At 71.9% G+C, this 14559-nt stretch carries 14 protein-coding genes; 6 read left to right on the top strand and 8 right to left on the bottom strand.

What is annotated here, in order from left to right; all coding sequences use genetic code 11:
• Positions 1-12 precede the first annotated feature (12 nt).
• The 4 genes from OG408_RS03060 to OG408_RS03075 form a co-directional block, all read right to left on the bottom strand.
• The gene (locus OG408_RS03060; protein WP_266787155.1) at positions 13-732 is read right to left on the bottom strand and encodes a DUF4230 domain-containing protein; all 720 of its coding nucleotides are present in this window, start codon (positions 730-732) and stop codon (positions 13-15) included.
• 115 nt (positions 733-847) lie between these two features.
• Positions 848-1363 carry a DinB family protein gene (locus OG408_RS03065; RefSeq protein ID WP_326668018.1) on the bottom strand — a complete coding sequence of 172 codons (516 nt, stop codon included), beginning with the start codon at positions 1361-1363 and terminating at the stop codon, positions 848-850.
• Positions 1364-1404: 41 nt separating this feature from the next.
• The gene (locus OG408_RS03070; RefSeq protein WP_326668020.1) at positions 1405-2187 is read right to left on the bottom strand and encodes a DUF4389 domain-containing protein; all 783 of its coding nucleotides are present in this window, start codon (positions 2185-2187) and stop codon (positions 1405-1407) included.
• Positions 2188-2346: 159 nt separating this feature from the next.
• A complete protein-coding gene (locus OG408_RS03075) occupies positions 2347-2982 on the bottom strand; it encodes a VanZ family protein (protein ID WP_442806002.1) in 636 nt (211 codons plus the stop codon).
• A 203-nt stretch (positions 2983-3185) separates the two neighbouring features.
• Here OG408_RS03075 and OG408_RS03080 point away from each other — a divergent pair, with 203 nt between their 5' ends.
• The 3 genes from OG408_RS03080 to OG408_RS03090 all read left to right on the top strand — a co-directional run bounded on the left by OG408_RS03080 (position 3186) and on the right by OG408_RS03090 (position 6939).
• Complete coding sequence (locus OG408_RS03080) at positions 3186-4715, top strand: SDR family oxidoreductase (protein ID WP_326668024.1); 1530 nt, start codon at positions 3186-3188, stop codon at positions 4713-4715.
• Positions 4716-4782: 67 nt separating this feature from the next.
• Positions 4783-6156, top strand: coding sequence for a cryptochrome/photolyase family protein (locus OG408_RS03085; protein ID WP_326668026.1), 1374 nt, complete (start codon positions 4783-4785; stop codon positions 6154-6156).
• 168 nt (positions 6157-6324) lie between these two features.
• Positions 6325-6939, top strand: coding sequence for a YoaK family protein (locus tag OG408_RS03090; protein WP_326674461.1), 615 nt, complete (start codon positions 6325-6327; stop codon positions 6937-6939).
• Positions 6940-7118: 179 nt separating this feature from the next.
• Here the strand turns inward: OG408_RS03090 and OG408_RS03095 are convergent, their stop codons facing one another.
• Together OG408_RS03095 and rpmG are read right to left on the bottom strand one after the other, a co-directional pair.
• Entirely contained in the window at positions 7119-7382 is a 264-nt protein-coding gene (locus OG408_RS03095) for a type B 50S ribosomal protein L31 (protein WP_266787141.1), read from the bottom strand.
• Between the two features lie 62 nt (positions 7383-7444).
• Entirely contained in the window at positions 7445-7609 is a 165-nt protein-coding gene (rpmG, locus tag OG408_RS03100) for a 50S ribosomal protein L33 (RefSeq protein WP_285564090.1), read from the bottom strand.
• Positions 7610-7829: 220 nt separating this feature from the next.
• On the opposite strand from rpmG, the gene OG408_RS03105 reads away from it, so the two are divergent.
• Both OG408_RS03105 and OG408_RS03110 read left to right on the top strand, forming a co-directional pair.
• A complete protein-coding gene (locus OG408_RS03105) occupies positions 7830-8123 on the top strand; it encodes a hypothetical protein (RefSeq protein ID WP_266787137.1) in 294 nt (97 codons plus the stop codon).
• 345 nt (positions 8124-8468) lie between these two features.
• Positions 8469-9938 carry a PP2C family protein-serine/threonine phosphatase gene (locus OG408_RS03110; protein ID WP_326668030.1) on the top strand — a complete coding sequence of 490 codons (1470 nt, stop codon included), beginning with the start codon at positions 8469-8471 and terminating at the stop codon, positions 9936-9938.
• Positions 9939-10017: 79 nt separating this feature from the next.
• Here the strand turns inward: OG408_RS03110 and OG408_RS03115 are convergent, their stop codons facing one another.
• Positions 10018-11514, bottom strand: a complete 1497-nt coding sequence (locus OG408_RS03115; protein WP_285564092.1) for a DNA-binding protein NsdB — start codon at positions 11512-11514, stop codon at positions 10018-10020.
• Between the two features lie 231 nt (positions 11515-11745).
• Here OG408_RS03115 and OG408_RS03120 point away from each other — a divergent pair, with 231 nt between their 5' ends.
• A complete protein-coding gene (locus OG408_RS03120; protein WP_266787131.1) occupies positions 11746-12879 on the top strand; it encodes an aminoglycoside phosphotransferase family protein in 1134 nt (377 codons plus the stop codon).
• A gap of 117 nt (positions 12880-12996) precedes the next feature.
• On the opposite strand, the gene OG408_RS03125 is transcribed toward OG408_RS03120, so the two are convergent.
• Positions 12997-14328: an N-acetylmuramoyl-L-alanine amidase gene (locus tag OG408_RS03125; RefSeq protein WP_266787129.1), complete on the bottom strand. Its 1332-nt coding sequence runs from the start codon at positions 14326-14328 to the stop codon at positions 12997-12999.
• Positions 14329-14559 lie beyond the last annotated feature (231 nt).

Raw genomic sequence — 14559 nt, forward strand, 5'->3', positions numbered from 1 at the left:
GCCGGACAGCCCTCAGCGGGGTGCCTCGCCGTAGTGGACGGTGACCTTCTCGAAGCCGAGTGAGCCGAGCAGTCCCTGGAGCATCGCGGTGGTGTTCTTCTCGGCGCGCTGCGTCAGGCCGCTCTCCTTGGCCGCTTCACCGATGTGCTGGGCGGCGAGTTTGTTGACCGCCTGCTCGCTGCCCGGGTTGTCGGAGAAGAAGTCCCCGATCCGGTCGAAGAGTCCGCGCTGCTTGGACACCGCGTACGAGCGGTCCGGGTCGAGTGCGGCCTTGCCCAGGACGGCGTGCGGCAGCCTGATCTCGGCCTCCGTGCGGTCGTCGTTGACGACGACGCCGTTGCGCGCGGTCCTGCCCAGGTCCACGGAGGCGCCGACGGTGCCGGCGCCGACGTACAGCGTGCGCGAGCCGCGGATCGCGTCGGGGAGGAACTTCGTGTCCTTCTCCAGGTCGACGACGACCTGGAAGTTGCCCGCCGCCGCCTCGTACCGGCTCATGTCCTGGATCGACTTCAGCACGGCGGGACCCGAGCGGTCCCGGGTCTCCTCGCCGAAGACGTCGGAGAGCCCCGGGAGCAGGCTGAGGCGGGTGCCGAGGAGCAGCAGGACGAGGGCGGCCGCGGCGATGGCCGCGATCCTCCCCCATCGATGGGTGCGGCGGTCCCGGACGCGGCCGGGGGCTGCGGTGTCGTCGGGCTGTCGGGACTGGTCCGTTGCCGGGTCGGTGGACGTCATACTCTCCGTGTGACCCGGCACGGGGGATTCACGCCGCCTGCCGGTGCGAATTGCGTCAGGTTCCGTACGGCGGCGCAGACGCACCGGACGTACCGTCACCGTTCGCCGGCGCCCCTCACGCCCCGGTGACCCCGTCCAGCCGCTCGCGAACCAGGTCGGCGTGGCCGATGTGGCGTGCGTACTCGCCGATCATGTGGACGTGTACGAGCCGCAGCGAGAAGACCTCGCCGTCGTGGACGAAGGTGTCGTCGAACGAGGCGCCCGCGACGATCTCGTCCGCCAGCCGGCACTCCTCGACCAGCCGGGCGTAGTCCTCGGCGGCCCGGGCCGGGTCGAGGTCCTCGAAGTCCGCGTCCCTGCCCTTCTCCGGGTCGTACATCGGGGCGAGGTCCTCACCGGCGAACCGCTGCCGGAACCAGGTGCGTTCGACCTTGGCCATGTGGCGGACGAGTCCGAGCAGCGAGAGGTTCGACGGGGGCGCGGTCCGCTCGGCGAGCTGTTCGCCGGTCAGGCCGGCGCACTTCTGGAGGAGGGTGGCGCGGAACCAGCCGAGGTATCCGGTGAGCATGTCCCGCTCTTGGGCGACGAGTGAGCCGCCCGTGCGTTCGGCTTCAGGTGCTGTCCATGTCATCGGGTGATCATGCCTGCATGCGGGTGAATCGCACGAGCGCTTTATCCCTGCGCGTGGTAGTCGCTGTCGTCGGACGACGAGCGGGTCACCGACGTCGTCACGCTGCTGACGAGCCCGAGGACGAGGAAGAGAACCAGCAGCACCTTGCCCGCGGTGCTCATGACCAGGGGCCGGGTCGCGGACCGTGCCTGCTGCTGCGGTACGGACAGGGCGTCCTCGCCGAAGAACCCCTTGGGGTAGGCGGGGGTGAGCATCGAGAGGTAGGCGGACACCCGCATCTCGTAGCGCAGGGTGGCCGCGGTCGCCTCGAACAGGGGGCGGGGCATCCGGCCCAGGATCAGCGTGATCAGCCACCACACGACCGCCAGGACGCACCAGCCGGACGTGGCGAGGCTCTGCAGGATGGCGGCGGGAATCACCAGGATCAGCCGGAAGAACACCGCCAGCCGGTTGAGCCGCGTCGGACGGACGTCGATCGCGACCGGGTAGCCGGACGGCTGGGTCAGGGTGAACGGCGGATAGCGGTCGACGAGGAGCATGCCGCTCGCGGCGACCCGGGTGCGGTAGGCGAGGACCGCCGCGAGGAAGCGGAAGACGGGTTCAGGCAGCCGGCCCAGGACGAGGGCCGCGAACCAGCCGAACACCACGGTGAAGAAGGCCGCGATCTCCAGGACGAACAGCACGATGAAGTGCGGGATCAGCAGGAGGAGGCGGACCAGGACGGTGAGCCGCCGCTGGCGCGTGGGCTCGATGATGTCCAGGACGGGCAGGAATTCGTCCGCGTCCCCGGTCCTTCGCCCCGGGCTCCATTGCGCGTCGGCCATGTCGCTTCTCCTCGGCAGGTGGTCCGTACGCCTGCGGGAGATGCGGCGTCACAGTCACCCCACGCTGGGACCGCCGGGGACGGCCTGCAAACGGCCACGGTCCGATCGGGTGCCACGGCCGGGGCCCGGGCGGCTGCTCCGCCGGGCCCCGGCCGTGGGTCAGCCCTTGCGGACGCGTGTCCGGGTGAAGCCGGCCCGTACTCCCTGGCGCACCCGCGTCCAGGACGTGGCCGCCCGGCCGGTCGGCTTCCCGGTCCGGCCGGTCGGCTTCCCGGTCCGGGGACGGGCGGGCTTCGGACGCGGTTTGCGCGCCGGAGCCTCCTTCTTGCGGGCCGGAGTCTCCTCGGGCTCGGGTCCGGCGGCGAGCACGTGGTAGCGGTGGCTCAGCCGGCGTCCCAGCAGCAGATAACCGAGCAGCGCACCGGCCGTGTTGAGGATGACGTCGTCGATGTCGAACGCGCGCCCCGCGACGAGGGCTCCCTGCACCAGTTCCACCACGACGATGACCAGGACGGTCAGCAGCACCATGCGGACCATGCGCAGCCGCCGCGGCACGAGGATGGGCAGCAGAACGCCGAACGGCATGCCCAGCACCAGGTTGCCGCCCGCCTGTTTGCAGGCGGCGAGGAACGTGTAGTCCTCGGCGTACTGCCGCAGCGAGCGCCCCGGGCGCAGGTTCGACGTGACGATGTCCTCCGACGCGGGCGACGGGGTGAGCGTCACCTTCGCCAGGACGACGGAGAAACCGACCATGGCCAGGAGGGCCAGTACCAGGATGCTGACCTGGAGCAGCACACAGCCCCATGTCCTGTGCCGCGTTCCGTTGCGCGGACCTCTTCCAGCCTCTGCATTCATGGCCGACAGTTGCCCACGACCGGCCACGTCACACCTGCCGGCGGCACACTGCGTCGCGGCGGATCGGAAGCCAGACTGGTCGGAGCGGGCCGGTGTGCGAGCAGTACGCCGGACACGGCAGGACCGACTGATGCGGAGACCCCATGACGAGCGACCGCGGGAATCAGCCGCTGCACTGTCTGGTCACCGGCGCCACGGGCTACATCGGGGGGCGGCTGGTCCCGGAGCTGCTGGCGGCGGGGCACCGGGTGCGCTGTCTGGCGCGTACTCCGGAGAAGCTGCGGGACTACCCGTGGGCGGGCGAGGTGGAGATCGTCCGCGGTGACGTCACGGACGCGGATTCGCTCGAGCCCGCGCTGCGGGGCATCGACGTGGCGTACTACCTCGTCCACGCGCTGACGTCCGGCGAGGGATTCGAGGAGACGGACCGCAGGGCCGCCACGGTCTTCGGTGAGCAGGCGCGTGCCGCGCACGTCGGCCGGATCGTCTACCTCGGCGGTCTCACCCCGTCCGACGTGCCCGAGCACGAGCTGTCGCCCCATCTGCGGTCGCGGGCCGAGGTCGGCAGGATCCTGCTGGACTCCGGCGTCCCGACCGCCGCGCTGCGGGCCGCGGTCATCATCGGATCCGGATCGGCGTCGTTCGAGATGCTGCGGTACCTGACCGAACGGCTGCCCGTGATGGTGACGCCGAGCTGGGTCTCGACACGGATCCAGCCGGTCGCGGTGCGGGACGTGCTGCGCTGCCTGGTCGGCAGCGCCCGGCTGCCGGGCGAGGTCAGCCGCACGTTCGACATCGGCGGACCCGACATCGTCACCTACCGCGACATGATGCAGCGCTACGCGGAGATCGCGGCGCTTCCGCACCGGCTGATCCTGCCCGTCCCGATGCTGACCCCGCGGCTGTCCAGCCACTGGATCGGGCTGGTCACGCCGGTGCCGCGGGCGATCGCGCGCCCGCTCGCGGAGTCCCTGCGGTACGAGGTCGTCTGCCGGGAACACGACATCGCCCGGTACGTCCCCGAAGGTCCCGGGCAGCCGTTCGGCCTCGACAAGGCGCTGGAACTGGCGCTGCAACGCGTCCGGGAGGCCCGGGTCACCACCCGGTGGTCCTCCGCGTCGATCCCCGGCGTGCCCAGCGATCCGCTGCCCACCGACCCCGACTGGGCCGGCGGCAGCCTGTACACGGACGTGCGCGGCCGCGAGGTCGAGGCGTCCGCGGAGGCCCTCTGGCGCGTCGTCGAGGGGATCGGCGGCGACCACGGCTGGTATTCCTTCCCGCTCGCCTGGGCGGTGCGCGGGTGGCTCGACCGGCTGGTGGGAGGTGTCGGCCTGCGGCGCGGGCGGCGTGACACCGACCGGCTGAGGGTGGGTGACTCGCTCGACTTCTGGCGCGTCGAGGAGATCGAGCCTGGCCGCCTGCTGCGGCTGCGCGCGGAGATGCGGCTGCCGGGGCTGGCGTGGCTGGAGATGCACGTGGAGCCCGACGGCCGCGGCCGGGCGCGGTACCGCCAGCGCGCCCTCTTCCACCCGCGCGGACTGCTGGGTCACGCGTACTGGTGGAGCGTGTGGCCGTTCCACTCGGTCGTGTTCGGCGGGATGGCCCGCAACATCGCCCGTACGGCAGAGGGCGCGGCATCACCCGAACGGGCGAGCGCACCGGTGTCACCCTGACCGATGGGCCCGCGGGCGGTCCGGGGACGGCAGCATGGCAGTCCCCGGCCCCCCCAGGAGTAGCGCCATGACCGTAGCGGTCGTCCTGTTCACCGCCGATCTCCGGCTCCACGACCACCCGCCGATGCGGGCGGCCCTCGCGGCGGCTGACGAGGTCGTGCCTCTCTTCGTCCGCGACCGGGCGATCACGGAGGCCGGATTCGGTGCCCCCAACCGACTGGCCTTCCTCGCGGACTGTCTGAGAGACCTCGACGCCGGGCTGCGCGAGCGGGGCGGACGGCTGGTGATCCGCTCGGGCGATGTCGTCGAAGAGGTGGGGCGGATCGTCTCCGAGACCGGCGCCGGCGACGTCCATGTGGCCGCGGGCGTCAGCGCCTACGCCCGCCGCCGCGAGGAACGGCTGCGCGCGGCGCTGGAGTCCGGCGGCCGGCGGCTGCACGTCCACGACGGCGTGGTCACGGCGGTGGCGCCCGGTGCCGTGACGCCCGCCGCGTCGGACCACTTCGCGGTGTTCACCCCGTACTTCAGGCACTGGTCCACGGAACGGATCAGGGACGCGTTCGGCGCGCCCCGCTCCGTACCGGTCCCGGACGGGCCCGGGTCCGAGCCGGTGCCGCTCCGCCCGGACGTGTCCGGGGTCTCGCCGGGGCTCGCCGAAGGCGGGGAACGACAGGCCCGTACCCGGCTGACCGCGTGGCGGCGGCACGGGATCACGGCGTACGAGGACGGGCACGACGACCTGGCCGGGGACGCGACGTCCCGGCTCTCGCCGCATCTGCACTTCGGCACCCTGTCCCCCGTCGAGCTCGTCCACCGGGCCCGTTCCGCCGGCGGGACCGGAGCCGACGCCTTCGTCCGGCAGCTGTGCTGGCGCGAGTTCCACCACCAGGTCCTCGCGGCCCGGCCCGCCGTGTCCCACGAGGACTACCGCACCCGGCACGACCGGTGGCGGTCCGAGGCGGACGCGGCCGAGGAGATCGAGGCCTGGCGGCAGGGGCGCACCGGCTACCCGGTGGTCGACGCCGCGCTGCGCCAGCTGCGCCATGAGGGCTGGATGCACAACCGCGGCCGGCTCCTCGCCGCGGGCTTCCTGACCAAGACCCTGTACGTGGACTGGCGCATCGGCGCACAGCACTTCCTGGACCTGCTGGTCGACGGAGACGTCGCCAACAACCAGCTGAACTGGCAGTGGATGGCGGGAACAGGCACGGACAGCCGCCCCAACCGGGTGCTCAACCCCGTGACGCAGGCCCGGCGCTACGACCCGGACGGCAGCTATGTGCGCCGCTGGGTGCCGGAACTGGCGGGGGTGTCCGGGCCCGCCGTGCACGAGCCCTGGAAGCTCCGGGGGCCGGAGAGCGACCGCCCGGACTATCCGGCGCCGATCGTGGAACTGTCCGACGGGCTGGCCCGCTTCCGGCGGGCGCGCGGCCTGGACTGAGGCCGGGTCCGGACCCGGCACCGCGCCGCGCCGCGCCGCGCCGCGCCGGGGGCAACGTCGCCCGGCCTGCGGGATGGCGGCGAAGATGCTGACGTGCCGACCTCCACCGCCTCCACCGATCCGGCCGGCCGCGACACCGCGGACGATCCCCGCGGGCATGCGGCGCTCCTGCTGCTGTCGGCTGCCTCCGGGGCGGCGGACGCCTTCGTGTTCCTCCGGGTCGGCCAGGTCTTCGCCGGGGTGATGACGGGCAACCTGGTGCTGCTGGGCGCCTCGGCGGCGGGGGCCGGGGAGGACGGAGTCGCGCTGCGCGTGGTCACCGCGCTGGCCGGTTACGGCTGCGGGGTGGCCTGGGGTGCGGTGGCGGGTGAGCGGACGTGGTGGCGGCTGCCGGTGATGCTGCTGGCCGAGGTGGTGCTGCTGGCCGCCGGCGCGGTGCTGTGGGCCTGCGGCGTGATCACCTCGGACGGCGAGTCACTGGGCCTGCTGGTGCTCATGGCGCTGGCGATGGGCATCCAGGGACGGGTGCGTGCCACTCCCACGAACTACTTCACCGGGACGCTGACCTCACTGGTCGGGCGGCTCGCCCGGGGGGCCCTGCGCCGCGGGGACGGCTGGGTCGTCGGCCGGCTGGTCTCCGTGGTGGCGGGTGCGGCGGTGGCCGCGCTGGCGGTGCGCCTGTGGCCGGCGGCCGGGGCCGTGCCGGCGGCCGCGCTGGCCGCTGCGGCGCTGCTCGTCGAAGCGACGGGGCGGCGTGCGGTTCCGGCGCGCGAGGGGCCGTAGGCCCCGGGCAGAAGGAAGCCCCGGCCGGATCGGGGGAATCCAGCCGGGGCGGCTCAGGTGGCGGCGCTCAGCGCATCGTCCACATATAGGTGAACGATAAACCACCGACTCCTGTTCCCGGGAATCCGCACCCCGGACTGTGATCCAGGGCACGGAAGGCCGGGCGGTACGACTCGGCGTCACGCCCCGGGGGCGGACACCCCGGTGCCGTAGCGACGGTTGAACTGCTCGATCCGGCCGGCCGTGTCCAGCACCTGCTGGTTCCCCGTGTAGAACGGGTGGCTCGCCGAGGAGGTCTCCACGTCGATGACGGGATAGCTCCGGCCGTCCTCCCAGGTCACACGCTGATCCGAGTCGGCGGTCGACCGGGTGAGGAAGGCAGCCCCCGAGGCGCGGTCACGGAAGACCACCGGACGGGAGACGGGGTGGATTCGGGACTTCATGGATGTTCCTTCCCTGATGCGGTGGAGTGGGCGGACGGCGGTGCGGCCTGCTCGGCCGCCGGTCAGCGTTCCTCGCGGAACAGCACGTGGCGGCCGGCCGCGGGGTCGAACTTGCGCAGGACCAGCCGGTCGGGGTTGTTGCGACGGCTCTTACGCGTCACGTAGCTCTGCCCCGTTCCGGCGGTCGAGCGGAGGGTGACGACGGGACGGGCTTCACTGCGGGCCATGGGCACCTCCGGACTCGTACAGCGATCCCGGACCCTTGATGGGAACGGGATTCGTTTTCGTTCCGGTCGTGTAACGCGAGCACGGCCCGGAGCATTCCCGCCCCCTCCGCACTCCCGCACGGGGCGCCCAACGCGCTTCCGTGACGCCGTCACGCGGGGCGGCGACGCTCGTTGATCGCTGTGCCCGACACAGCAGAGGACCTCCCGAGGAATGTGAGCCATGCGCCTGAAGAACGCCCTGACCACGCTGGCGGCCACCGCCATGATCGCCGCCTGTTCGATCACCGCGGCCGGCCCGGCGGCCGCCGCGGGTGACACCGCGCCCGCCTGCGTGGCGCGCGAGGTCATCAAGCAGAACAAGACCGCCTGGACGACCAACAACTGCGGCCGCAACATGCACATCCAGCTGGTCATCGACCACGGCCCCGACCGGAGCTGCTGGACCACCACCCCCGGCGAGACCCTCGAATGGAAGTGGAAGATGGGCTCGTACGGCCGTATCGCACTCTGCTGATCCCACCGGCCGCCACCGCCCCGGCGGACCGGACCGGCCGGCCCCGGAGCCCCCGCCGGTCGCGGGGGCTCCGGCCGCATATGCCCCTCGGCCGCCCGCGCGCACCGCGCGCAACCGGCTCGCACAGGCGCTCGACCGTCACCGCGCGCCGGATGACTTGCATCAACACCCGCATCCAGCAAGGGTGTTCGACGGATCGCCGTTCCGGTCAGCCGCTGGCATATGACGGGTGCAAGAACGCATCGAGTGTTGCCAAACCACTTACGGGGTCCCTTCGGCTGTGCAACAGTCGTATTCGGTCCACCCTCAGACCCTGGTTGTACCGCGCCTGTATCGGAGTACGACATGCCGCCCCACCTGTCCGCGGACCGCCCCGCACCCCAGCCGCCCGAGCGCGATGCCGGTGATGCCGTAGACGCGTTGATCAGCCGGACGCGTCGGCTGCGCGGCGACGTGGACGCGGTGCGGCGCGACACCGTCCTGGTCGACGAGGACGACCCGCAGCTGCGCTGGCAGCGCGCGCTCTGCGATCTCGCGGTGCATCAGCTCGACGATCTGGGCGCACATCTGGGACAGCTGAAGGAAGGGCTCTCGCCCGAGGCGGCGGAACAGCTCGCTGCGCGGACGGCCCCGCTGACCGGCCAGGAGCCGATCGCCGACGAGCAGCCGGGCTCCCTGATCGGCCGGGTGGGCAGCGCCGAATGGAATCTGCTCACCGACGAGGTGACCTGGTCCGACGAACTGTTCCAGATCTTCGGCCGCACCGCCGAGGCCGGACCGCTCTCCCTGGACGACCTGCCCGCCGTACTCCTGCCCGAGGACCAGCCGCTGCTCACCGCGCTGGTGACCGACTGCCTCGTCGACGGCAAGCCGATAGACGGTGAATTCCGCATCCTGCGCCCGGACGGGCGGATGCGGAGCCTGCACATGATGGGCGAGCCCGTGCTCGACGCGGACGGCTGCACCGCCTCCATGTGGGCGGTCCTGCGCGATGTCAGCGCGCTGCACCGCAGCCGGCAGACGGTACGCCGGACGCAGGAGTCGGCCCGCCGCCAGCAGGACATCGCCCGGGCCGAGCGCCGGATGGCCATGGATCTGCAGGAGGCCGTGCTCCCGCCGTGGCGGGGCTCGCTGCGCCTCCCGGACCAGGGGCCCGGGGCCCTGGACATCGCGGCCCACTACCTGCCCTCGGAATCGAGCGCCCTGATCGGTGGCGGCTGGTACGACGCGATGGAACTGCCGGACGGCAGGACGCTGCTCACGGTCGGCGATCTCACCGGTCACGGCATCCAGGCCACCTCCGCCATGGCGATGATCCTCGGTGCGCTGCGCGGCATGGCCGTGGCCGGGATCGAACCCGGGGCGCTGATGGGGCACCTCAACCAGTTACTGGAGACATCGATCCAGCCCGCGCTGGGCAGCGCGGTGTGCTGCCGGTTCGACCCCGCCACCCGCAGGCTGGACTGGGCGCAGGCCGGACACCCGGCACCGCTGCTCTTCCGCGACGGGGCCGGGCGCCCGGTCCCTCCGCCGGACGGGGTGCTGCTCGGAGCGGCGTCCGGGGTCACCTACGAGCAGGAAGAACTGCACCTGCTGCCCGGTGACGTGCTGGTCCTGCACACCGACGGGCTGGCCCGGGACAACGGGAACACGCGCAACGGCCTGCGCCCGGGCACGGAGACACTGCTCGGACTCGCGCCGCGCTTCGCCGAGGCCCGTACCGCGCAGGAGTGCGTACGGACCGTCGTCGAGGAGTTCGGCGGCACCGAGCGTCTGGACGACGCGTGTGTGCTCATCGCCCGCATCGGGGCCTAGCGGCAGCACGGACGTACCCCGCGCGACGGCACGGCACGGGTGTCGAGGGGCGGCGCCTCCCCGTCGTGGCGCCAGCAGGTCAGATCCCGGAACTCCTGGGCTTCTTGATGATGGAGCTCTGCGGCAGCGAGAGCTGGATCTCCTCGCGCAGGTCCTCGATCTTCGCGTAGCCGGCGAACTGACCGGTCAGCCGGTACATCTCGCGCAGCCGGTCCCAGGTGCGGTGCGACGAGGTCTCCCCCATCGTCACCAGGGCGAGCCGGGCATAGCGGTCGGCCTGCTCGGGGTCGTCGGCGATGAAGCAGGCCGAGGCCAGCGAGATGTAGTCGAAGATCTTGGACCGCTGGCGTCCGTTGACCCGCAGCTCCAGCGCCTGCTTGGCGTGGCGCTGGGCCATGACGGCCGCCGAGGGGTCGTGCTCGGCCAGCGTGCGGAACGCCAGGGCCTGCATACCGTGCAGATCGGCCTCGTCGAACATCTGCATCCAACTCGGCGGGGGCACGTCGCCCTTGTCCGAGACGAAGAGCTCCTCGGCGCGGCCGAGGGTGCGGCGCATGGCCTGGCCCCGGCCCATGGACGCCTGCGCCCAGGCCTCGATGGTGTGCAGCATCGCCTGGGTGCGCGGCAGGACCATGTCGCCCGAGCCGGACTTGGCGAGCTTCATGAGGTCGAGGGCGTCGTCGGGACGGCCCAGGTGGACCATCTGGCGGGCCGCCCGGGAGAGTGCCTCGCCGGCGCGCGGGCGGTCGCCGCCCTCGCGCGCCGCGTGGGCGGCGATGACGAAGTACTTCTGCGCCGTGGGTTCGAGACCGATGTCGTGGGACATCCAGCCCGCGAGCACGGCGAGGTTGGCGGCGACGCCCCAGAGGCGTCGCTGCAGGTGGTCGGGGTGGCGGTAGGCGAGCATGCCGCCCACCTCGTTGAGCTGGCCCACCACGGCCTTGCGCTGGAGGCCGCCGCCGCGGGAGGCGTCCCAGGCGCGGAACACCTCCACGGAGCGCTCCAGTGCCTCGATCTCCTCCGAGCCGATGGGCGCGGCCTCGTACCGGTCGTAACCGGCCGGGTCCGCGTGCACGGGGTCGTCGATACGTGGGGCGTCGGCCGCCAGTACGGGGTCGGTGTGCAGCCAGTCGTGCATGGGGCCGGCGATCGTGGAGCCGGCGGCGAGCGCGGCGCCCGCGCTCACCAAGCCGCGTCGGTTGAGCATGAGGTCCATTCCCGTGAATTCGGTGAGGACCGCTGCCGTCCGCTCGGGCGCCCACGGGAGTTGGTCGGGATTGTGTTCCGTCCCGGTCTCCTGCCGTTTCCCCACACGCCCGCGTCGGCCGAACCCGAGGTCCTCGATGGTCACGACACGACCGAGCCGCTCGGTGAACAGGGCCGCCAGCACCTTGGGCACGGGATCGCGCGGGGACTCCCCCATGTCGATCCAGCGCCTCACCCGCGAGGTGTCGGTGGCCAGTTGGGGGTGGCCCATGGCCGCCGCCTGCCTGTTCACCATTCTCGCGAGTTCACCCTTGGACCAGCCGGCAAGGCCGAACAGGTCGGAAAGGCGGGTGTTGGGTTCTCCGGTCACGTCAAGCCCCCAGGTTCTCGGCTGTGTTGACAGTAACCCCCTGTCAGATGCCTTGCGACTATTCGCCAGGCTTCGCCAGGGGTCGCCACGTGGTCTGCCACGGGCGGTCCGGTGTCAGGTAGGAGTGCGCCACCCCGCCCGGCAGCCCTAGGTACTCCCCAGGGTGCCGAACGGCCGCCGGCCGGGGCGGCGCACGCAACTTGTCGGCGCACGAAGGGATCTGTCTCGCCCATGTACACAGCATCGTCCTCCGTGTCCGCCCCGCCCCGGCCGCTTCGACCCCTCGGGGCGGGCGGCGGACCGTATCTCGACCCCCGCGCCGCCGCACCGGCGCCCGGCATCGGTCGGACCCGGCGGATGGCAGGGCCGGGCGCCCCTTCGCTCAGCGGAAGACTGGACCTGTCCGGCCCGCAGGGCGCGCAGCTGAGGATGGCGATCGCCTCGGTGCAACGGATCTGCCCCGAGTTCAACCCGGTGCAGGTCCTGCGGCGGAGCGGCCGTTCGGTGCTCCTCGTCGGTTCCACCGGCCGCGCCACGGCGGTCGCCAAGTGTTTACTGGACCACTCCCCCGCGTGGTCGGAGCGTTTCCGCCACGAAATAGCGGCATACCGGGCGTTCGTCCGGCACCGCCCTCCGGTCCGGGTGCCCCGGCTCATCGCCGCGGACCCCGAGAACTGCACCCTGGTCATCGAGCGGATGCCCGGCCGGGTGGCGGCGCTGACGAGGCACCCGTCGGAGGCTCCGCCCCGGGCGGATCTGCGGGCCGTGCTCGGCGCGGTCAGCCGGGTCAACGCCTGGCGCCCGCCGTCCGGTCTGTTCGACGCCCCGCTGGACTACGCGGCACGCATCGCGCGCTATCACGAGCTCGGTCTGTTCACGGACCGTGATCTGGGCGACCTGCAGAAGCTGCTGCACGGTCTCGCCGGGGGCCGTCAGGGCATGGGCCAGTTCTGCCACGGGGACGCGCTGCTCTCCAACATCCTGCTGTCGCCCACCGGCCCGGTGCTGGTGGACTGGGAGCACGCCGGCTGGTATCTGCCGGGCTACGACCTGGCGACGCTCTGGGCGGTGCTGGGTGACGCACCGGTGGCGCGGCGTCAGATCAGCCAGCTGGCCCAGGTCGCTGGTCCCGCGGCGCGGGACGCGTTCCTGGTCAATCTGATGCTCGTGCTGACCCGGGAGATCCGGACGTACGAGACGGCTGTCCAGCGGGCCATGCGGGACACCTCCGCGCCCGCCCGCACCGGCCAGGACCGTCCGGGCGCGCTGTCGTCGGGCGAGGAGCAGCGGCTGCTGCTGCGCCGGCTGCACGACGACTGCGCCATGGCGCGGCGGGCCGTACGAGCCGCGGTCGGCACTCGCTGACCTGACGGACGGGGGATGCGCGCTGCGGGTCCGGTGCCGACACACCGGGCCCGCGGCGCGCGCTGTTGTGGTGCCGTCGGGCCGGCAGCCGGGTTCCCGGGTGCCGGCCCGACGTTTTCAGTGGGCGCGGACGATGTCCACGTCGGACGCCTTCACGAAGGCGATGCGGTGGCCGATCTGGACCGTCACGTACTTCTCCTTGCCACGGAAGTACGCGTGGTCCAGGGGGTAGGAGGCGTCGATGGTCGGCGCGTAGAAGAAGCCGGTGGGGGCCTCGCCGCCGCCGGGGTAGGACTGGCCGGCCTTGATGGTGTACTGCAGCGCCGTGCCCACCCGCTGGTCCGCGAAGTCGGCGGGGTACTCGGACTTCTCGGGGTACGCCACCCCGTAGACCGGTACCTCCGCCTTGCCCGCCTTCGGCCTGACGACGTAGCCGGCCGTGGGGGTGGTGGTGCGGGTCCGGGCCGGGGTCTGGAACCAGGCCTTCTTGCCGTACCACCAGATCGCCGTCCAGCCGGGCGCGTGGTCGGCGACGACGGCCTGCTGGGTGGCGCTGATCTTGCTGCCCCAGTCGGCGGCGCAGTTGGTGCCGGGCGAGCCGTCGGTGTGGAGTCCCGGGTCGGAGAAGAGCGGTGAGGCGGTGTCGGGTTCGGTGTGGAGCGGGACGGCGCTGGAGCCCTGGACGGGCAGGTCGATGTTCTTCTCGCAGTCGCGGAAGGCCTGCTTGTTGTCCTTGAACCGGGGGCTGACGGTGATCAGTTCGCTGCTCTTGCGGGCGGTGGGCACGGTGGGTTTGCCCAGGAGCGCCATGAAGCGGTTCCAGTCCCAGTAGGTGCCCGGGTCCCAGTGCATGCTCGCGGTGCCGGCGGCGCTGGTGGGCGGCACGCCGTCGTGGCCGATGATGTGCTGGCGGTCGAGCGGGATGTCGTACTTGGCCGCGAGGTAGCGCACGAGCGCGGCGGTCGAGCGGTACATCTCGGGGGTGTACCACTTCGCACCCTCGGTGGCGACGCCCTCCTGCTCGATGCCGATGGAGTGGGTGTTGAGGTACCAGTTGCCGGCCTGCCAGGCGACGTCCTTGTTCTTCACCATCTGCGTGACATGCCCGTCGCCCGAACGCACCACGTAGTGGGCCGACGTCTGCTTCAGCGGGTTCTGGAAGATCTTCAGGGTGGTGTCGAAGTCCTCCTCGGTGTCATGGAGGACGATGAACTTGATCTTGTTGCTGTGCGGCCGGTCCGCGGTGTCGTAGTTGCCGTACGTCTCCTTGTCGGCCGGGTCGCCGGTCTGCTGGTAGGCAGCCGGGACCCAGTCGCATGCGAGACCGCGCGGGCACTCCGGCCGCACCCCGTCCGCGCCGGCCTGGGCGGCGGGACTGAGCAGCGCGACACTCAGCGCGCCTGCGGTGGTCAACGCGAGTGCGAGTCTGGTCCTCTGCTTGGACGTCATGACAACCCTTCTTGGAGCTGGGCGTTTCCCGAGCCGTGCGTGTCGAGAGGTCTTCGTGTTCCGATCTCGTGTTCGGTGGTGCGCGCACACTCTGTGACCTGAGGTGATCGCTCGTCAAGAGCGTGGTGGAGGGCGCGAGTCGAGCCAGTGGACCAGACCAGTGGCAGGCACTCTGACCTGCGAGGGGAAAGGGGCGGCGGGATTCTGGCGGTGCCGCGTTACCGGAGTTTT

Origin of the sequence: Streptomyces sp. NBC_01257 (assembly GCF_035917255.1) — a bacterium.
Lineage (GTDB): Bacteria > Actinomycetota > Actinomycetes > Streptomycetales > Streptomycetaceae > Streptomyces.